This is a genomic window from Streptomyces sp. NPDC041122 (genome assembly GCF_055592445.1).
The window spans coordinates 20,982-40,837 of the sequence record NZ_JBVIYQ010000007.1; the positions used below are offsets into that span (position 1 = coordinate 20,982).

Genomic DNA, 19,856 nt, shown 5'->3' on the forward strand with positions numbered 1-19,856 from the left:
CGGGCCCGTGCGCCGCAGACCTCTTGACGGGTACACGCGGACGGCCGAAGAATGATCGCCCAGTAGGTGTTGACAACGTTGTCCGACACGCTCGCCGCAGGCCTTCGAGGAGGCGTTCCCCCATGAGTCCCACCATGAGACGGACCCAACGGCTGCGCGGCGCGGGGACGGTGGCGGCGCTGGCCGCCCTGCTCGGCGGCGCACTCGCCATGCCGTCGGCCGAGGCGGACGTGCCCCGCCCGCCGGCCGGGAGCCGGCTGACCGACCTGGTCAACCCGTTCATCGGCACCGAGAACGAGGGCAACACCTACCCGGGCGCCGCCGTCCCCTTCGGGATGGTCCAGCTCTCGCCCGACACCGGCCACAACACCGGCTACGACCACTCCGACACCCATATCCGCGGCTTCTCCGCGGTCCACCTCTCGGGTGTGGGATGCGGACTCGGCGGCGATCTGCCGACGCTGCCCACCACGGGCGACGTGACGGAGACCGACTACGCGAAGTACGCCGCCGAGTTCAGCCACGACGAGGAGAGCGCGCGTCCGGGCCGCTACCGTGTCGGCCTCAAGGGTGGCATCGAGGCGGAGCTGACCGCGACCGCCCGCACCGGCGTGCAGCGCTACACCTTCCCCGCCACGGCCAAGGCCAACGTGCTGCTGAACGCGGGGCAGTCGCTGCACAGGACGGTGCGCACCGAGGTCGAGATCCTCGACAGCCGCACCGTGCGCACCTCGATCACCGGCAGCGGCTTCTGCCAGGACACCCGGCCGTACACGCTGCACACCCTCACCCGCTTCGACCGCCCCTTCACGACGTCGGGCACCTGGAAGGGCGGCACGGTCACCGAGGGGGCGAAGGAGACGTCGGCGGGGGAGGAGCGCACCGGCGCCTTCCTCCGCTTCGACACCACCAAGGACCGCACGGTCGAGGCGACGACCGCGCTCTCGTACGTGGACGCGGCGGGCGCGGCCCGCAACCTCCGTGCCGAGGGCGGCCGTTCGTACGAACAGGTCGCGGGCGCGGCGCGCGCCGCGTGGGAGGAGCGGCTGGGCGACGTACGGGCGCGGGGCGGCAGCGAGACCCTGCGCCGCACCTTCTACTCGTCGCTGTACCGCTCGTTCCTCGCGCCGAACATCGGCAGCGACGTCGACGGACGCTACACGGGCTGGGACCAGCGGACCCACCGCGCCAAGGGGTTCACGTACTACCAGAACTGGTCCCTGTGGGACACCTACCGCACACAGGCCCAGCTCCTCGCGCTGCTCGCGCCGCGCGAGTCCCGTGACATGGCGCTCTCCGTACTGAAGATCGACGAGGAAAGCGGCTGGCTGCCCAAGTGGGGCTACGGCACGGTCGAGACGAACATCATGACCGGCGACCCGGTCACGCCGTTCCTCACCAACGCCTACCAGCAGGGCCTGCTGAAGGGGTACGAGGAGAAGGCGTACCGCGCGCTGAAGAAGAACGCCGACGGGGTGCCGCCCGCCGACTCCGCGCCGGTCGGGCGCGAGGCCAACAGGGAGTACCTGGCCGAGGGCTTCGCCCCGTACGTCAAGGGCCGCCCGCACGCCAAGCCCGGGGACTCCGACTACGACCACGGCGCCTCCGCCACGCTGGAGTACGCCCTCTCCGACGCGATGCTGGGCACGATGGCACGCGAGCTCGGCCACGACGCGGACGCCCGCCGCTATGCCGCGCGCGCCCAGAACTACCGGAAGATCTTCGACGCCTCGACCGGTTTCTTCCGCGCGCGGGACGCCTCGGGTGCCTTCACCGGGCCCGCGGACCCGGCCAAGAGCGAGGGGTTCCACGAGGGGACGTCCTGGCAGTACCAGTGGCTCGTCCCGCAGGACATCCCCGGCATGGTCGACCTGATCGGCGGCAAGCGGACCGCCACCGAACGCCTCGACTCCTTCTTCGCCTACGAACAGTTGCTGAAGGACCCGGCCAAGACCACGCGTGAGGTGTGGGTCAACGGCCCCTACGACTACTACAACGCCGACAAGTACAACCCCCAGAACGAGCCCGACCTCATCGCCCCGTACACCTACCTCTCGACCGGCCAGCCGTGGAAGACGACCGACGTGGTGCACGCCGCGCTCACCCTCTTCACGGACGCCCCGACCGGCATGACCGGCAACGACGACCTCGGCACCATGTCGGCGTGGAACGTGCTCTCCTCGATCGGCGTCTTCCCGGTCCAGCCGGGCATGGACACCTGGGGCCTGTCGACGCCCGTCTTCGACCGGGTGGACCTGCGCCTGGACCGCCGCTACTACCCGCGGGGCGCGCTGACGGTGAAGGCGCCGGGCACCTCGGAGAGCAGGCGGTACATCCGGTCGGCGCGGGTCGACGGGGCCGCTCACGAGGCGACGTACCTGACCACGGACGACATCCGGGACGCCAGGGAGCTCTCCTTCACGGTGGGGGAGAAGCCCTCGGAGTGGGGGACGGCGCAAGGGGACGCCCCGCCCGTCGTGAGGTGAGGCCATGCCGGGTCCCGGGAGCGTGCCGCCAAGACTGATCGCGGTCGGGCGCGGGCGCGGCCAAGGGCGCGGACAAGACGGCATCGACGGTTGTTAACTCAACGTATACAGGCCGTACTTGACCGTAGTCATGAGGGGCGGTTGACTGCACGTCCGCCCCTCCCCGCACCTGCCCGCATCGTCCTCGACGCGAGAGCGAGTCCGTGACTTCATCGCCTGCCCAGCGCTCCGACCTGCTCGTCCCGCTCGATCTGGCCTTCTGGAACATGGAGACCGCCGAGCACCCCATGCATGTGGGCGCCCTCGGCGTCTTCGAGGCCGACGGCCCCGGCGCGGCGGACCGGGCCGCCGGCCTCCTCGCGGACCGCGCGGCGGCCGTGCCGGGACTCCGCATGCGCATACGCCCCGTCTGGCTGCCCGTCGGCGGGGCGATACGCGTGCCGGCGCCCGCCTTCGACCCGCTGGAGCACATACGGACCGCGGCGCCGACGGCCGACTTCCACGCCGCGGCGGGTGACCTCATGCGGCGGCCGGTGGAGCGGGGCAGGCCGCCGTGGGAGGCGCACGTGCTGCCGGGCGCCGACGGCACCTCCTTCGCCGTGCTCTTCAAGTTCCATCACGCTCTCGCGGACGGGCTGCGTGCCCTGACGCTCGGCGCGGCCCTCCTCGACCCGGGCGGCCTGCCGGTGCCCCGTCCGCGGCCGTCGACCCCCGCGATCGCGCCGTGGGCCGCCCCGGACCTGCGCACCGTGGCGGGGCGCGTCCGGGGCACGGTCGCCGAGGTGGGCCGGGTGGTCGGCATCGGCGGCTCCGTCGCCCGCGCCACCCTGGGCGTACGCTCCTGCGCCGCGCTCACCTCGTCCCCCACCGGCACCCGCCGCACCGCGGGGGTCGTCCTCGACCTGGACGACGTGCACCAGGTGCGCAAGGCGGTGGGCGGCACCGTCAACGACGTACTGATCGCCCTGGTCGCCGGAGCCCTGCGACGCTGGCTCGACGAGCGCGGCGACTGCAGCGAGGGTGTCGAGCCGCGCGCCCTGATCCCCGTCTCGCGGCGCCGCCCGCGCACCGCGCAGCCGCCGGGCAACCGGCTCTCCGGCTATCTGGTCAAGCTCCCCGTCGGCCACGAGGACCCACTGGCCAGACTGCGCCGCGTACGCGCCGCCATGGACCGCAACAAAGAGGCGGGCCCCGAGCGGGGCGCGGGCGCCGTGGCGCTGCTCGCCGAACACGTGCCGCCCCTCGGGCACCGGGTGGGCGGACCCGCCGTGGCGCAGGCCGCCCGGCTGCTCTTCGACATCCTGGTCACCAGCGTTCCGCTGCCCGGCGCCGGGCTGCGGCTCGGGGGCTGCCTGCTCACCGAGGTCTACCCCCTCGCGCCGCTCGCGCGGGGCCAGTCGCTCGCCGTCGCCGTCTCCACCTACCGGGGCAGGGTGCACTACGGGCTGGTCGCGGACGCCGCCGCCGTGCCCGATCTGGACCTGCTCGCACAGGGCCTGCGGGACGAGCTGGACGGCCTGGTGACGGTGTGCGCACAGGGCGTGGGTTTGGAGAGCGGGGCCACCGCTACGTAAACTTCCGCCTTTGGAGCTTCCGCGGACGACCAGATGCGCCGTGGCACGGAATGACACGAGGACAGCGGCGATGACGGTGACAGACGAAGGCCAGGAGGGGACCGTCGGGGACGAGGCGTACGGCCCCGGCATCGACCCCGACCGTCTCGCCGTCTGTCTCGGCGTGCTCGACGAGCTGGACCGGCTCGACGTCGACCACCCCGACGCGATCGCCGTGCGCCGGGCCACCGCCGGGATCTACCGGACGGTGAAGCAGCGCCGCCGCCAGGAGCGCCGGGCCGCCAAGACCGCCCACGACAAGGCCGTCACCGAGGCCACCGCGACCGGCTCCGCCCAGCGCATCGACGACGAGACCGAGGGCCTGCTGCCCTCGTCGCGGACCGAGCAGGGGCGGATCGCGGGGATACTCCAGCGCCCGCGCTCCTGCTACACCTGCAAGACCCGGTACGTGGAAGTCGACTACTTCTACCACCAGCTCTGTCCGGACTGCGCGCTGCTGAACCGGAGCCGCCGCGAGGCCCGCGCCGACCTCACCGGCAAGCGCGCCCTGCTCACCGGCGGCCGTGCCAAGATCGGCATGTACATCGCGCTGCGGCTGCTGCGGGACGGCGCCCACACGACCGTCACCACGCGGTTCCCCAAGGACGCCATCCGGCGATTCAAGGCGATGGACGACTCCGCGGAGTGGCTGCACCGGCTGGAGGTCGTCGGCATCGACCTGCGCGACCCCGCGCAGTCCGTGGCCCTCGCCGAGCGGGTCGCCGAAGCGGGCCCGCTGGACATCCTGATCAACAACGCGACGCAGACCGTGCGCCGGCTGCCGTCCGCCTACGCCGCCCTGGTCGACGGCGAGAGCGCGCCGCTGCCCGCCGGTGAGCTGCCCGCGCACTCCGTGATCGGCGCCTTCAACTCCGGTGCGGTGGACGGCCTGGCCGCCCTGCCCGTCGGCACCAGCGGCCTGGACGCGCAGCAGGTCGCCGACCTCGCGCTCGTCGCGGGCAACGCCAGTGTCGCCCGGCACCTCGACGGCACCGCCATCGACGCGGGCGGACTGGTGCCGGACGTCGTCGACAGCAACACCTGGGTGCAGACCATCGAGCAGATCTCCCCGGTGGAGCTCCTCGAAACCCAACTGTGCAACTACACCTCGCCGTTCATCCTGATCAGCGCGCTGCGCCGAGCGATGGCCGACGCGGCGAAGAAGGCGGAGAGCGGCCGCGCGTACATCGTGAACGTCTCGGCGATGGAGGGCGTCTTCGGCCGCGGCTACAAGGGAGCGGGCCATCCGAACACCAACGCGGCGAAGGCCGCGATGAACATGGTGACGCGGACCAGCGCCCAGGAGATGTTCGAGACCGACGGCATCCTGATGACCTCGGTCGACACCGGCTGGATCACCGACGAGCGCCCGCACTACGACAAGCTGCGCCTCGCCGAGGAGGGCTTCCACGCCCCGCTCGACCTGATCGACGGCGCCGCCCGCGTGTACGACCCGGTCGTCCGCGGTGAGGCGGGCGAGGATCTGTACGGCGTCTTCCTGAAGGACTACGCGCCCGGGAAGTGGTAGGCCGTCCCGGAGACGGGGCCGGGCCTGGGCCTGGCCCGGAGCTGGGTGACTCGGTCTGGGGCCTGGGGTCTGGGGCCTGGGGTCGGTGTGTGGCGCAGGGTGCTCAGCGCGGCGCGTGGTGACGAGTGGTGCGCGGCGGCGAGTGTGGCGTCCGTCACTGCGGCCGGTCCGTGTGTGCCCCTTTCCCGCCAGTCGTACGGCCCGTGAGCGGCGGCGTGCCTGATCGTTCGGGTGTGACGCGCGGTGGCGATGAACCCGTCGGCCCGCTCCGGTGAGTTCGCCGCACTGGCGGAACCTTCCCCTCCGGTCGCCCTCGGTCACCGGTGTTACTTCTGACCTGCCGATTCCGTGCGCCGTCCGGTCCGACCTTGTCCGGAATTCACCCCCCTCTTTGGGGCCCCATCGAGCGCGGCTTCGCTCATTTGGTTAACCTAAGGCGAGCGGGCAGCCACCAGGGAGCCACAAGCCTCCCTCGGCCGCCCCGGGACAGGCTGGTACCACGGCCGCGGTCCCGCCAGAATCCGGCGCCACCGCGACCGAACTGCCTCTGTCCTTCCGTTACGCGACACAAAGGAGTGCGCGGTGACACCAGATCTGACGAAGCACGAAAAGCGACCGGCGGAACGCGGCGGTGAACGGGCCGGACGGCCCCAGAAGCTCCGCAATCTGGAGGCGTGGGCCAAGGCGGCCCCGATCCGTCTGGCCGGCTACGAGGACGACCTCGCCGAGCCGCACATCCTCCCCGGTATCGACTGATCCGGAGCTGCTCCGGGAAGCCCCCGGTGTCAGTCCGCTGCGCTTCGCCACGTGCCCCCGGCCCCCGAAGGCCGGGGGCACCGGCGTGTCCGGGCGCCGTCCGCCGCGTCCTCCGTCGGGCGGGACTTCGGCCTGACCGAGGCGGGACTTCGGTCGGACTACGGTGGGATTTGAGGGCGAATTCATCCGATGGATCGGTGGGTGCGCGGCGAGCCGTGACGTGCTGGACCGGAGCGGGGCGCGCCCGAGTCACCTGCCGAAGCCCGCGCAAATGTCCAACTCCTCGCAGTGAGCGATGCATTGACACTCTGGTGAGGCGCTTGAATCATCGGACCTCATGACCGCACTGCGCTCGCTCCTCGCCGCCGCACTGCTTGTCCTGGCGGCCCCGCTCCCGGCTGCCGGAGCCACGGCATCCGCCGCCCCGGACCCGCCGCGCACCGTGCCCGCCCTGACCGACTGGACCCCGGCCGAGGGGAGTTACCGCTACGGGCCCGGCACCCGCCTCGTGGCGCGTGACTCCGTCTCGCGCCGCGTGGCCGCCACGCTCGCCGACGATCTGAGCGCCGCGGGCGAGGGCCATCCAGCCCTGGCGAGCGGCAAGACCCGCCCCGGCGACATCGTGATCGACGTCGACCGGGCGCGGAAGCCGCTGGGCGCCGAGGGATACGAACTCCGGGCGGGCGGACGCCTGGAGATCACCGGCGCCACCGAGACCGGCGCCTTCTACGGCACCCGGACCCTGCTCCAGCTCCTGGCGAAGGACGACCGCGTCCCCGCGGGCCGCACGGTCGACGTGCCCCGCTACACGGAGCGCGGCGTCGGCGTCTGCGCCTGCTACCTCCACATCTCCACGCCCTGGCTGGAGAACCTCGTCCGCGAGATGGCGTACCGCAAGCAGAACCAACTGCTCCTCGAACTCAAGGTCAGGAGCGACACACACCCCGAGGCCAACTCCTGGGGCTACTACACCAAGAGCGAGCTGCGCCGCCTGGTGGCGCTCGGCGAGAAGTACCACGTGACGATAGTCCCGGAGATCAACTCCCCGGGCCATCTGGACCCGTGGCTGGAACACCGTCCCGACCTGCAGCTCACCGACGCCGACGGCGTCCGGCAGCCGGCCCGTCTGGACATCACCAAGGACGCGGCCTTCGCGTACTACAAGAGCCTCGTCGACGAGTACGCCGACGTCTTCCCCGCGACCTCCTGGCACATGGGCGCCGACGAGTACATGCTCGGCTCCGACTTCGCCAAGTACCCACAGATCCTGGAGTACGCGAGGAAGAAGTACGGTGCGCACGCCACCCCGCAGGACGCCTTCATCGACTTCGTGAACCGCGTGCACGCGTACGTGACGAGCAAGGGCAGGCACCTGCGGATCTGGAACGACGGCCTCACCGGAGAGAACACCGTCCCCGTCACGCCCGGCACCACCGTCGAGCACTGGCTCGACGTGAAGACGAAGCCCAGCCGACTCATCGGCCAGGGCTATGCGCTGATGAACGCCGCCTACTCCCTCTACCTCGTGCGCGGCGGATTCCACACCGACACCCGGGGGCTGTACGACCGGCAGTGGGACCCGCGCAGCTTCGAGGGCGAGAAGCTCGCCACCGGCGACGGCATCACCGGCGCGAAGATCAGCCTGTGGCCCGACAACGGCCGCGGCGAGACCGAGAACGAGGTCGCGGCCGCCATGGACCTGCCGCTCGCCCATATCGCGCAGGTCACCTGGGGGGCCGCGCACCCCGATCCGACGTACGCGGAGTTCACCGAGCGGGCCCGATCGGCGGGCCACGCGCCGGGCCTGCGTGACCTGACGAAGGTCCCGGTCGCCGACGGCACGTACGTCCTGCGCGACGCGAAGGGCCGCGCCGAACCCCGCGAGGTGGCGATCGAGCGCACCGCCGACGGCTATGCGACGGTGAGGTCCACGGCCAGCGGCAGGTGCCTGGAGACCCGCAGCGGCAAGCTCACCCTCAATGTGCCGCTGCAGCCCGGCACGGCCGTCACCGAGGAGTCCTGCGACGCGGCGAACACGCTCCAGCGGTGGCAGATCGCGCAGGTGCGGGGCGGATACCGCCTCACCAACGCGATCACCCGCATGGCCGCGCACGTCACGGCCGACGGCCGGGTCCTGCAGTATCCGATCGACCAACAGACCCCTGCGGTATGGACGTTGACCGAAGTCTGAACGCCTCCCCCGAAGGAGATCGGCACCCCCATGACCGTCAGCAGACGCCTCTTCATGGCCGCCGCCGTCACCACGGCCGTCGCCGCGTCCGGCACCCCGCTCGCCGTTGCCGCGACCGGCAGGGCCGAGGCAGCCGGGCCGCCCCACCGCATCCCGGTCGGACCCGGCGACACACCCGCCTCGTTGGTCGCCAAGGCCTCCCGGGTCCGCCCCACCGCACGCCAGATCGCCTGGCAGAAACTGGAGCAGACCGCCTTCCTGCACTTCGGCGTGAACACCTTCACGGGCCTCGAATGGGGCACCGGCGACGAGGACCCGGACGTCTTCCGGCCCGAGGAACTCGACACCGACCAATGGGCCCGCGCCCTGCGGGACGGCGGCTTCCGGCTCGCCATCCTCACCGTCAAGCACCACGACGGCTTCGTGCTCTACCCCTCCCGCTACACCGAGCACACGGTGGCGAGCAGCAGTTGGCGCGGCGGCGAGGGTGATGTGCTGCGTTCGTTCGCCGACTCGCTGCGCCGGTACGGCATCAAGGTCGGCGTCTACATCTCGCCCGCCGACGAGAACCAGTACCTCGACGGCGTCTACGCCAACGGCAGCGAACGGTCCGCGCGCACCATCCCCACCCTCGTCCCGGGCGACGACCGAGCGGGCGAGGAGACGCGCACTTTCACCCTGGACGCCACCGACTACGGCGCCCACATGCTCAACCAGCTCTACGAGGTGCTCACCGAGTACGGCCCCGTGGACGAGGTGTGGTTCGACGGGGCGCAGGGGCGCATCCCGCCGGACAAGGTGGAGACGTACGACTGGGACAGCTGGTACGCGCTGATCCGTGCCCTCGCCCCGGACGCCACCATGGCGGTGCGCGGCCCCGACGTCCGCTGGGTCGGCAACGAGGGCGGGCTCGCGCGGGAGAACGAGTGGAGCGTCCTGCCCGTCAAGGACTCCGGCAACGGCAGCATCGACTACGCCCTCCCGTACGACGCGCCCGACCAGGGCAGCCGCGCGGCGCTCGCCGAGGCGCGCTCCGTCGCCCAGTACCTGCAGTGGTGGCCGGCCGAGTGCGATGTCTCCATCCGGCCCGGCTGGTTCTACCACGACGACCAACAGCCCAAGAGCGTCGATGAGTTGACGGACATCTGGTTCCGGTCGGTGGGACGCAACTCCGTGCTGCTGCTCAACATCCCCCCGGACCGGCGCGGGCTGCTTCCCGACGCCGACGTGGCGCGGCTGCGCGAGTTCCGCCGACGGCTCCGACGCGAGCTGCCCGAGGACCTCGCCGGCGGCGTACGGCTGCGGCACGATCACAAGAGGGGGACCGTCACGGCGGACCTCGGTGCCGTGCGCGAGGTGGACCGCATCCGCGTCGCCGAGGACATCCGGCACGGGCAACAGCTGGAGCACGCGGTCATCGAGGCGTACGGGGACGACGGTTGGCGGGCCGTGACGGAGGTGGACACGGTGGGCGCCAGTCGTGTGCTGAGGCTGGATGCCCCGGTGACGGCGCGGCGGTGGCGGCTGCGGGTGACGCGGTCGAGGGCGGGGGTGCGGATCGCGGAGTTCGGTCTGTACCGGTCGGAGGTCTGACGGCGGCTTGAGCGCACCGGACTGTGCAACGGCGTGGCGCCGTCGTCGGGCCTGCGGCGGCCGCGTGCGGTATGGGCCGGGCCGTGGCCTAGGTCAAAAGTCGCTCTGGTGAGGTGAGCATGCGTGGAGGAAGATCCCGTGCATGATCGACCCTCACCGGCTCTTGGCTTTCTGCACCATGTCCGTTCTCTTGTCCGCCGTCCCGGGGCCGAGCGTCCTGTTCGTCATCGGCCGGGCCCTGGCGCATGGCCGCCGTGCGGCGCTCGCCTCGGTACTGGGCAATGCGCTCGGCGGATACGCGCTGGTCATCGCGGTCGCCCTGGGGATCGGCACCTTGGTCGAGACCTCGGTCATCGTCTTCAACGCGATCAAGCTGGCCGGCGCCGCCTACCTCATCCACCTCGGCGTGAAGGCCCTACGGGCCAGCTGGAAGAACTGGGCAGCAGCGGCCAGCATCCCGCCGGTGACCTCCAGCGGTCGGGGCTCGGTGCGGGCAGGTTTCGTGGTCGGTGTGACGAATCCGAAGAGCGTCGTGTTCCTCACCGCCGTACTGCCTCAGTTCGTCGACCGGGAAGCAGGGCACGTCAGCGTCCAGATGCTGGTCCTCGGCTTGGCCGGCGCCCTGCTGGCGCTGGTCTCCGATGGCCTGTGGGGTCTGACGGCCTCAGCGGCACGTACGTGGTTCGGTCGCTCCCCCCGGCGGATTTCACTGATCGGCGGCTCCGGCGGGCTGGCCATGATCGGACTGGGCGCGGCGGTGGCCGTCACGGGCCGCGCCGACTAGACGCCCGCCCCGTACCCTCCCCGTGCTCTCCCGCTCGATGAGCCGGGGCAGCGGGACCTGGACCGTGGCCGCCGGGCCGTCGTCGAGCAGGGCGAGGAGTTCGCGGGCCGCAGTGCGGCCGAAGGCCACCGTGTCCCGGGACAGGGCCGTCAGCCACGGGTGGACCATGCGGCAGAGTGCCGAGTCCTCCCAGGCGACCACCGAGAGGTCGTCCGGAACCGCGAAGCCCAGCGAGGTCGCGGCGGCCACGCCGGCGACGGCCATCACGTCGTTGTCGTACACCAGCGCCGTCGGCGGCTCGGCGGACTCCAGGACCCGCCGGGTCGCCGCGGCGCCCTCCGCGTCCGAGTAGTCCGTCGTCACCGAACGCACCCCCGACATGCCCCGGCCCGCCGCCTCGACGCGCAGCGTGCGGATGCGGCGCTCGGTGTGCGCGAGCCCCTCCATGCCCGCGATGTGCACGATGCGGCGGTGCCCCAGGGTGTGCAGGTGGCCGACGACCGACGCCATCGCGCCGGCGTCGTCCGCCCACACCGTGGACAGGCCCGGGTGTCCGGCGTCCGGGTCGGGCACCCCGCCCGTCACCACCGCGGGCAGCCCGAGCTCGTCGAGCAGGGCGGGCCGCGGGTCGTCCGTGCGCGGGTCGACCACCAGCACGCCGTCCACCCGGTGTTCGGCCCACCAGCGGCGGTAGACCGCGCACTCCGCGGCCACGTCCTCCACCACCTGGAAGAGCAGGCCCAGGTGCCGCTCCGCGAGGACCTCCTGGATCCCCGAGATCAGCTGCAGGAAGAACGAGTCGACGCCCAGGGTCGCCGCGGGCCGCGCCACCACCAGGCCCACCGTCGCCGACCCCTCGCCGGACAAAGCGCGCGCCGCCGTGCTGGGCCGCCAGCCCAGCTGCTCCGCGACCCTGCGCACCCGGTCGCGGGTGATGTCGGAGACACCGGGCCGGTCGTTGAGCGCGAAGGAGACGGCGCTCTCGGACACCCCGGCGCGGCGCGCGATGTCCTTCATGGTCGGCCGGCGCGCCGGTGACCGCTTGCCTTGCACCCGTTGCCCCTTTCCTGGCTCCCGGATACTAATGCGCTTGAGTGGCTGGACTCTAAAGCGCATTAGTCGCCAGCCGCAAGGTCTTCAACACACCTTTCTGACCTGTGGTGTTGCCCGGAAGATCGTGCCGTCATCGAATTCCGTGGCCCGAATCCATTGACTTTGCGCCGCCGCTGCGTGCAGGGTCTGCCTCGGCGCGGATTGCACGGTCGGGACGGTTGCAGTCACCGCCTCTCTCACGCTGGGCCGAGCAAAGGAGCCGTTTCACCGTGCGTATCTCCCGCATCCCTCGCAGAGCGGTCGCCGCAGGCGCCGTCCTCGCCGTCCTGCTGCCGCTGAGCGCCTGTGGCGGCGACGACGACGGCGGTTCCCAGGACGCCTCCGGGAAGATCGAAGGCAAGATCACCTTCCAGACCTGGAACCTGAAGGCCAACTTCAAGCCCTACTTCGAGGGCCTGGTCGCCGAGTTCGAGAAGAAGTACCCCGGCACCGACGTCCGCTGGGTCGACCAGCCCGGCGAGGGCTACGCCGACAAGATCAGCGCCGACGCCGCGGCGGACACCCTGCCCGACGTCGTCAACGTCTCGCCCGACCTCGTCGCCCCGCTCGCCAAGGCGGGCATCGCCCTGGACCTCGGCAAGGCGGCCGGCAAGTACGAGAAGGAGTACCTCCCCGGCGCCTGGAAGAGCCACCAGATACCGGGCATGGACGGCACGTACGCCTTCCCCTGGTACCTGAACACCGGCCCGCTCTTCTACAACAAGCGGCTCTTCAAGGACGCCGGTCTCGACGCGGACAAGCCCCCGAAGACCTACGACCAACTCTTCGACGACGCCCTGGAGCTGGCCAAGAAGAGCGACGGCAAGGTCGCCACGCTCGCCAACGTCCCCACCATCGAGGACTTCGGCCGCTACGGCGTCCCGCTGATGAACAAGGAAGGCACCGGCTTCACCTTCAACGACGCCAAGGGCGTCGAACTCCTCACCGAGTACAAGAAGTTGTACGACGCCAAGGCGCTCGACGGGCAGGCCCTGACCGCCACCCCGGAGTCGACCGGCAAGAAGTTCCTCACCGAGGCCGTCGCCATGAACCCCGGCAGCGCGCTCGACCTGGAGAAGTTCAAGAAGGACGCGCCGAAGCTCTACAAGAACATCGGCATCACCCCGCAGATCAGCAGCACCGGCAAGGACAACATGTACGTGATGGGCGTGATGGTGAACGCCCGCACCAAGCAGACCCCGGCCGCCGTCGCCTTCGCGCACTTCGTCACCGACGCCCGGCACCAGATGGAGTTCGCCAAGAAGGTCGCGATCTTCCCCAGCACCGAGGGCTCCCTGGACGACCCGTACTTCACGGAGCAGGACGGCAAGGAGGAGACCCGGGTCAGGGTCGCCGCCGCGAAGTCCATCAAGACCGCGGTGAACTACACGCCCGTGCTGTTCAGCGAGCAGATGAAGGTCGAGCTGCGCAACGCCGTCGCCAAGGCGCTGCAGGGCAAGGAGAGCCCGAAGGAAGCACTCGACAACGCTGTCAAGAACTGTGACCGGCTGCTGAGCCAGAGCTGACCGCTGCCGCTGTGCCGATCCATGACCAGGGAACGTCAGCCATGAAGACCCGCACCGCCCCCGCCAAGATCAGGCGTCAACTGCCCACCAGCCCCTGGCTGTTCGCCGCTCCCGGGCTCGTGATCGTCGCCGTGTTCATCCTCTATCCGTTCCTCAGCACGCTCAACAACTCCTTCACCGACAAACGGACGTTGCTGCCGGGCGAATACGTGGGGTTCGCCAATTTCCAGGAGCTGCTGCACGACGACATGTTCTGGATCGGGCTGCGCAACAGCACGATCTACGTCCTCGTCGTCGTCCCCGCGCTCGTGCTGCTGCCCCTGCTACTCGCGATGCTCGTGCAGAAGCACATCCCCGGCATCACCTTCTTCCGGTCCGCCTTCTACACCCCGGTGGTCGCCTCGATCGTCGTGGTGGGCCTGATCTGGGTGTGGATGCTCGACGAGCGCGGCCTGGTCAACGCCCTCCTGGAGGCGGTGGGCGTCGGGAAGGTCGGCTTCCTCAGCGACCAGTGGCTGCTGCTGTTCAGCGCCATGGCCGTCACGGTCTGGAAGGGCCTCGGCTACTACATGATCATCTATCTCGCGGCGCTCGCCAACGTGCCGCGCGAGCTCCATGAGGCGGCGGCGGTCGACGGGGCGGGGGCGGTGCGCCGCTTCCTCACTGTCACCGTGCCCGCCGTGCGCTCCACCATGGTCCTGGTGGGCGCCCTCTCCTCGGTCGCCGCCTTCAAGGTGTTCTCCGAGGTCTACCTGATGGCGGGCCCCACCGGCGGCCCGGCCGGCGAGGACACCACCCTGGTGATGCTGGTGCAGCGCGTCGGCACCGGCCTGACCGGACGCGTCGGCTACGCCTCGGCGATCTCGGTCGTCGTGTTCGTCGTCACCGTCGCACTGATGCTGCTCGTGCTGCGGGCGGACCGGAAGGAGGACGCGTGAGCACCGTCGAGAAGACACCGGCGACCGCCGCCCGGCGGCCCGCGCCCGACGCGCCCCGCACGCCCCGGCGCCGCGTCACCGACGAGAACGGCCGCCGGATGCCGGTGTGGGAGATCGTCCTGCGCTACGTACTCCTGGTCGCCGTACTGGCGTTGATGATCGGCCCGTTCCTCTGGCAGCTCTCCACGTCCCTGAAGGGGCCGCACGAGGACATCTTCAGCTCACCGCCGAAGTTCCTGCCCTCCGACCCGACCCTGCACAACTACGAGCGGGTCGCCGACACCATCCCCGTCTGGGACTACGCGCTCAACTCCCTGAAGGTGGCCGCCGCCAACGTGGTCACCAACTGCGTGGGCGCCACTCTCGCCGGCTACGCCCTGGCCCGGCTGCGCTACCGCGGACGCAAGGCGGCCACGGTCGTCTTCATCCTGGCCATGCTGGTGCCCGTCGAGGGCATCATCATCGCCCAGTTCACGACGATGCGTGAGCTCGGCCTGAACAACACGCTCGTCGGCGTCCTGCTGCCGGGCTGCGTCTCCGCGCTCAACGTGCTCCTGATGCGCAACGCCTTCCTCAACGTGCCCTACGAGATCGAGGAAGCCGCCTTCGTCGACGGCGCCAACGTCTGGCAGCGGTTCCTGCGGATCGCGCTGCCCGCCGTCAAGGGCACCCTCGCGGTCGTCGCGATCTTCGCGTTCATGGGCGCCTGGGACGACTTCCTCTGGCCGCTGATCGTGCTCAGCGACCCGGACCGGTTCACGCTCACCATCGGCCTCAACTACCTGCACGGCACCTTCGCCAACGACGAGCGCCTCGTCGCCGCGGGCACGGTCATCGCCGTGCTCCCGCTGATCGTCCTCTTCGCCTGTCTGCAGCGGTACTTCTTCCGCGGCGTGGGCGAGGGCGCGGTCAAGGGCTGAGCCGCCGCGCCACCCGAACCCCGTCAGAACCAGGATCCGCACTTGTCTTCCGCATCGCCTTCCGTGCCGCCCCCGGGCACCCCGCGCTTCGGCGCCAACTACACGCCCGGCCAAGGGTGGTTCCACCACTGGCTCGACTTCGACCTCGACGCCGTACGCGCCGACCTCGACGCGATCGCCGCGCTCGGCCTCGACCACATCCGGGTCTTCCCGATCTGGCCGTACTTCCAGCCCAACCGCACCCTGATCCGCCCGCGCGCCGTGGAGCAGCTGGTCCGGCTGGCCGACGCCGCCGCCGAACGCGGCCTCGACGTCAACGTCGACGGCCTCCAGGGACATCTGTCCAGCTTCGACTTCCTGCCCGCCTGGACGCAGACCTGGCACCGGCGGAACCTCTTCACCGATCCCGACGTGGTCTCCGGACAGGCCGCCTACCTGCGCACCCTCGCCGGAGCGCTCGCCGACCGGCCGAACTTCATCGGCATGACCATCGGCAACGAGATCAACCAGTTCTCGGCCGGCCCGCACCCCGACCCCGACCGTGTCACCGCGGAGCAGGCGGAGACCTGGCTGCGCACCGTCATCGCCGCCTGCGAGGAGGGCGCCCCCGGCAAGCTGCATCTGCACGCCGAGTACGACGCCGCCTGGTACCAGGACGACCAGCCGTTCACCCCGGCGCAGGCCGCCCGGCTCGGCGCGGTGACCGCCGTGCACTCCTGGGTGTTCAACGGCACCGCGCAGCGGCACGGGCGGACCGGCACGGCCACCCGTACCCACGCCGCGTACATGATCGAGCTCTCCAAGGCCTGGGCGGACGACCCGCACCGCCCCGTCTGGCTGCAGGAGGTCGGCGCGCCCGCGCCGCTGATCCCCGCCGAGCACGCGGCGGCCTTCACCGAGGACACCGTCGCGGCGGCGCTCGACTGCCAGGACGTGTGGGGCGTCACGTGGTGGTGCTCCCACGACGTCTCGCGCGACCTGGCGGACTTCCCCGAACTGGAGTACAGCCTTGGCCTGTTGACCAACGACGGCAAGGTGAAGCCGGCGGGCGCCGCGATCGCCCGGATCGCCGAGGAGTGGCGTGGGCGTACGTACGCGCCCGCGCCCCGGACCACCGCGGTGGTCGTCGACGACGCCGTGGACCGGCGCTCCGCGTGCGCCCCCGGCGGCGCGGTCTTCGAGGCGTTCGCCCGCCTCACCGAGGACGGCGCCCGCCCGACGGCCGTCCTCGCGAGCCGGGCCACCGACACGGTGCACCTCGCTGCCCGGGGCATCCGTGACGTACTGCTGCCGGAGGACGTCGGGTAGGCGGCCCGACGGCCGCCCGCCATGCGGCTCCCGCCCGGACCCCCGCTCCTCAAACGCCGGAGGGGCTGAACCCTCGGCCCACCACCCACCTCCCAGGAGACCCCTCATGCATGACGACCGCACCTTGGTCGAAGCCCGTCTCAAGCGCGTTCTCGACGAGCGCATCAGGCCCGCCGTGTATCCCGCGTCCGTGCCGCTCGACGTGGCGGTCTGGAACGCGCCCGGCGAGCCCGTTCCGGTGAGCGAAGGGCTCGCCGCCGAGCCGTCGCCCACCGCCGTCGGCGAGCGGTGGGGCGCGCCCTGGGGGACGAGCTGGTTCCGGGTGACCGGGACCGTGCCGAAGGAGTGGGCGGGGAGGACCGTCGAGGCGATCCTCGACCTCGGCTTCGACGAGAACATGCCGGGCTTCCAGTGCGAGGGCCTGGTCTACCGCCCCGACGGCACCCCGGTGAAGGGCCTCAACCCGCGCAACCAGTGGGTGCGCGTCGCCGCGCCCGCCGAGGGCGGCGAAGAGGTGCGGCTGCACATCGAGGCCGCCTCCAACCCGGTCATCCTCGACTACCACCCCTTCCTGCCCACCCAGCTGGGCGACAAGGAGACCGCGGGCAGCGAGCCCCAGTACAAGCTGGCGCGCATGGACCTCGCCGTCTTCGACGAGACGGTCTGGCAGCTCGTCATCGACCTCGAAGTCCTCGGCGAGCTGATGCAGGAACTGCCCGAGGACTCCGGGCGCCGCTACGCCGTCGTGCGGGCCGTGGGCCGTGCGCTGGACGCCGTCGACCTCCAGGACGTGGGCGGCTCCGCCGCCGCGGCCCGCGCCGAGCTGGCGGAGGTGCTCGCCACGCCCGCCGAGCCGTCCGCGCACCGCATCAGCGCCGTCGGCCACGCCCACATCGACTCCGCCTGGCTGTGGCCGCTGCGCGAGACGGTCCGCAAGGTCGCGCGCACCACGTCCAACATGACCGCGCTCATCGAGGACGAGCCGGACTTCGTCTTCGCCATGTCGCAGGCCCAGCAGTGGGCATGGATCAAGGAGCACCGCCCCGAGGTGTGGGCGAAGGTCAAGAAGGCGGTCGCCGACGGGCGGTTCGTGCCGGCGGGCGGCATGTGGGTCGAGTCGGACACGAACATGCCGGGATCGGAGGCGATGGCCCGTCAGTTCGTGCACGGCAAGCGGTTCTTCCTCGACGAGTTCGGGGTGGAGAACGACGAGGCGTGGCTCCCCGACACCTTCGGTTTCGCCGCGGGCCTGCCGCAGATCATCAAGGCGGCCGGCTCCAAGTGGCTGCTCACGCAGAAGATCTCCTGGTCCCAGACGAACCGCTTCCCGCACCACACCTTCGACTGGGAAGGCATCGACGGCACCCGCATCTTCACGCACTTCCCGCCGGTCGACACCTACAACTGCTCGATGAAGGGCAGCGAGATCGCCCACGCGGCGAAGAACTTCAAGGACAAGGGCGTAGCCCGGCACTCCCTCGCGCCCACCGGCTGGGGCGACGGCGGCGGGGGCACCACCCGCGAGATGATCGCCAAGGCGGCCCGCCTGCGTGACCTGGAGGGCTCGGCGACCGTCCGGTGGGAGACGCCGGAGCAGTTCTTCGAGAAGGCGGAGGCCGAGTACCCGAACCCGCCCGTCTGGGTCGGCGAGCTCTACCTCGAACTGCACCGCGCGACGCTCACCAGCCAGGCCGGCACCAAGCAGGGCAACCGGCGCAGCGAACACCTGCTGCGCGAGGCCGAGCTGTGGGCCGCGACGGCGGCGGTCCGGGGCGACTTCGCCTACCCCTACGAGCAGTTGGACCGCATCTGGAAGACGGTGCTGCTCCACCAGTTCCACGACATCCTGCCCGGCTCGTCCATCGCCTGGGTGCACCGCGAGGCCCGCGCGACCTACGCGGCGCTCGCGCAGGAGCTGAACGGCATCATCGACAAGGCACAGCGCTCGCTCGCCGGCGACGGCACCGGCGAGCTGGTCTTCAACTCCACGCCGCACACCCGCGAGGGCGTCCCCGCGGGCGGCGCCCGGCCCGCGGCGGTCGAGGGACAGTCGGCGATCGCCACGCGCGCGGACGGCGGTTTCGTCCTCGACAACGGTCTGCTGCGGGTCGAGATCGACGGGCGGGGCCTGGTCGTGTCCGCGTACGACATCGAGGCCGGCCGGGAGACCGTCGCGCCGGGCCGCGCGGCCAACCTGCCCCAACTGCACGCCGACTTCCCCAACATGTGGGACGCGTGGGACGTCGACGAGTTCTACCGCAACACCGTCACGGACCTGGCCGATGCCGACGTGGTCGAGCCCGGCGAGGGCGCGTCGGTCCGCGTCGTGCGCGGCTTCGGCGACTCGCGCCTCACCCAGGTGCTCTCGCTCGCCCCCGGCGTCCGGCGCCTGGACATCGACACCGAGGTCGACTGGCACGAGACGGAGAAGTTCCTCAAGCTCGCCTTCCCGCTGGACATCCACGCGGAGCGGTACGCCTCGGAGACCCAGTTCGGGCACTTCTACCGCGCCACGCACACCAACACGAGCTGGGAGGCCGCCAAGTTCGAGGCGTGCAACCACCGTTTCGTGCACATCGAGGAGCCGGGCTGGGGCGTCGCGCTGGTCAACGACTCGACGTACGGGCACGACGTGACCCGCACGGTCCGTGCCGAGGACTCCGGCACGACCACGACGGTCCGCGTCTCGCTGCTGCGCGCCCCGCGCTTCCCCGACCCGGAGACGGACCAGGGTGTGCACCGCTTCCGGCACGCCCTGGTGCCGGGCGCGGCGATCGGCGACGCGGTGCGCGAGGGCTACCGCGTCAACCTGCCCGAGCGCACGATCACCGGCGGCGCCGAGGTGGCGCCGCTGGTCACGGTCGACGACGACGCGGTGGTCGTCACCGCGGTCAAGCTCGCCGACGACGGCAGCGGTGACGTGGTCGTCCGCTTCCACGAGGCCCACGGCGGACGGGCGAAGGCCACGCTCACCACGGGGTTCACCGCCGGTTCGGTCACCGTGACCGACCTCCTCGAACGCCCCCTCGACGGGGTGCCGGCGCCGCGGCTCGCTGCGGACGCGGTGGCGGTGACGCTACGGCCGTTCGAGCTGGTGACGCTGCGGTTCACCCGGGGCTGA

13 protein-coding genes are annotated in these 19,856 nt (G+C 71.2%); 12 read left to right on the plus strand and 1 reads right to left on the minus strand.

Annotated features, from left to right (window positions below):
• The first annotated feature begins 134 nt into the window (after positions 1-134).
• From ACZ6B8_RS24470 to ACZ6B8_RS24500, 7 genes are all read left to right on the plus strand, one after another.
• On the plus strand, positions 135-2,486 hold the full coding sequence (locus ACZ6B8_RS24470) for a GH92 family glycosyl hydrolase (RefSeq protein WP_471608623.1): 2,352 nt from the start codon (positions 135-137) through the stop codon (positions 2,484-2,486).
• Positions 2,487-2,689: 203 nt separating this feature from the next.
• Entirely contained in the window at positions 2,690-4,060 is a 1,371-nt protein-coding gene (locus ACZ6B8_RS24475) for a WS/DGAT/MGAT family O-acyltransferase (protein ID WP_471608624.1), read from the plus strand.
• A gap of 70 nt (positions 4,061-4,130) precedes the next feature.
• On the plus strand, positions 4,131-5,627 hold the full coding sequence (locus tag ACZ6B8_RS24480; protein WP_471608625.1) for an SDR family NAD(P)-dependent oxidoreductase: 1,497 nt from the start codon (positions 4,131-4,133) through the stop codon (positions 5,625-5,627).
• Between the two features lie 582 nt (positions 5,628-6,209).
• The gene (locus ACZ6B8_RS24485) at positions 6,210-6,383 is read left to right on the plus strand and encodes a hypothetical protein (protein ID WP_167355632.1); all 174 of its coding nucleotides are present in this window, start codon (positions 6,210-6,212) and stop codon (positions 6,381-6,383) included.
• A 337-nt stretch (positions 6,384-6,720) separates the two neighbouring features.
• A complete protein-coding gene (locus ACZ6B8_RS24490; RefSeq protein ID WP_471608626.1) occupies positions 6,721-8,574 on the plus strand; it encodes a family 20 glycosylhydrolase in 1,854 nt (617 codons plus the stop codon).
• A gap of 30 nt (positions 8,575-8,604) precedes the next feature.
• The gene (locus ACZ6B8_RS24495; RefSeq protein ID WP_471608627.1) at positions 8,605-10,167 is read left to right on the plus strand and encodes an alpha-L-fucosidase; all 1,563 of its coding nucleotides are present in this window, start codon (positions 8,605-8,607) and stop codon (positions 10,165-10,167) included.
• Positions 10,168-10,309: 142 nt separating this feature from the next.
• A complete protein-coding gene (locus ACZ6B8_RS24500; protein ID WP_471608628.1) occupies positions 10,310-10,951 on the plus strand; it encodes a LysE family translocator in 642 nt (213 codons plus the stop codon).
• Here the strand turns inward: ACZ6B8_RS24500 and ACZ6B8_RS24505 are convergent.
• Positions 10,874-11,968 (minus strand): LacI family DNA-binding transcriptional regulator, encoded by a 1,095-nt coding sequence (locus ACZ6B8_RS24505; protein WP_471608910.1) that lies wholly within the window; start codon positions 11,966-11,968, stop codon positions 10,874-10,876. The two genes, ACZ6B8_RS24500 and ACZ6B8_RS24505, sit on opposite strands and share 78 nt — an antisense overlap.
• A gap of 305 nt (positions 11,969-12,273) precedes the next feature.
• Here ACZ6B8_RS24505 and ACZ6B8_RS24510 point away from each other — a divergent pair, with 305 nt between their 5' ends.
• From ACZ6B8_RS24510 to ACZ6B8_RS24530, 5 genes are all read left to right on the plus strand, one after another.
• The gene (locus ACZ6B8_RS24510; RefSeq protein ID WP_471071910.1) at positions 12,274-13,569 is read left to right on the plus strand and encodes an extracellular solute-binding protein; all 1,296 of its coding nucleotides are present in this window, start codon (positions 12,274-12,276) and stop codon (positions 13,567-13,569) included.
• 41 nt (positions 13,570-13,610) lie between these two features.
• Complete coding sequence (locus tag ACZ6B8_RS24515) at positions 13,611-14,507, plus strand: carbohydrate ABC transporter permease (RefSeq protein WP_471071907.1); 897 nt, start codon at positions 13,611-13,613, stop codon at positions 14,505-14,507.
• Positions 14,504-15,427, plus strand: a complete 924-nt coding sequence (locus ACZ6B8_RS24520; RefSeq protein WP_471608629.1) for a carbohydrate ABC transporter permease — start codon at positions 14,504-14,506, stop codon at positions 15,425-15,427. Before ACZ6B8_RS24515 ends, ACZ6B8_RS24520 begins: the two co-directional genes overlap by 4 nt.
• Before the next feature lie 42 nt (positions 15,428-15,469).
• Positions 15,470-16,735 carry a glycoside hydrolase 5 family protein gene (locus ACZ6B8_RS24525; protein WP_471608630.1) on the plus strand — a complete coding sequence of 422 codons (1,266 nt, stop codon included), beginning with the start codon at positions 15,470-15,472 and terminating at the stop codon, positions 16,733-16,735.
• Between the two features lie 106 nt (positions 16,736-16,841).
• A complete protein-coding gene (locus ACZ6B8_RS24530; RefSeq protein ID WP_471608631.1) occupies positions 16,842-19,856 on the plus strand; it encodes an alpha-mannosidase in 3,015 nt (1,004 codons plus the stop codon).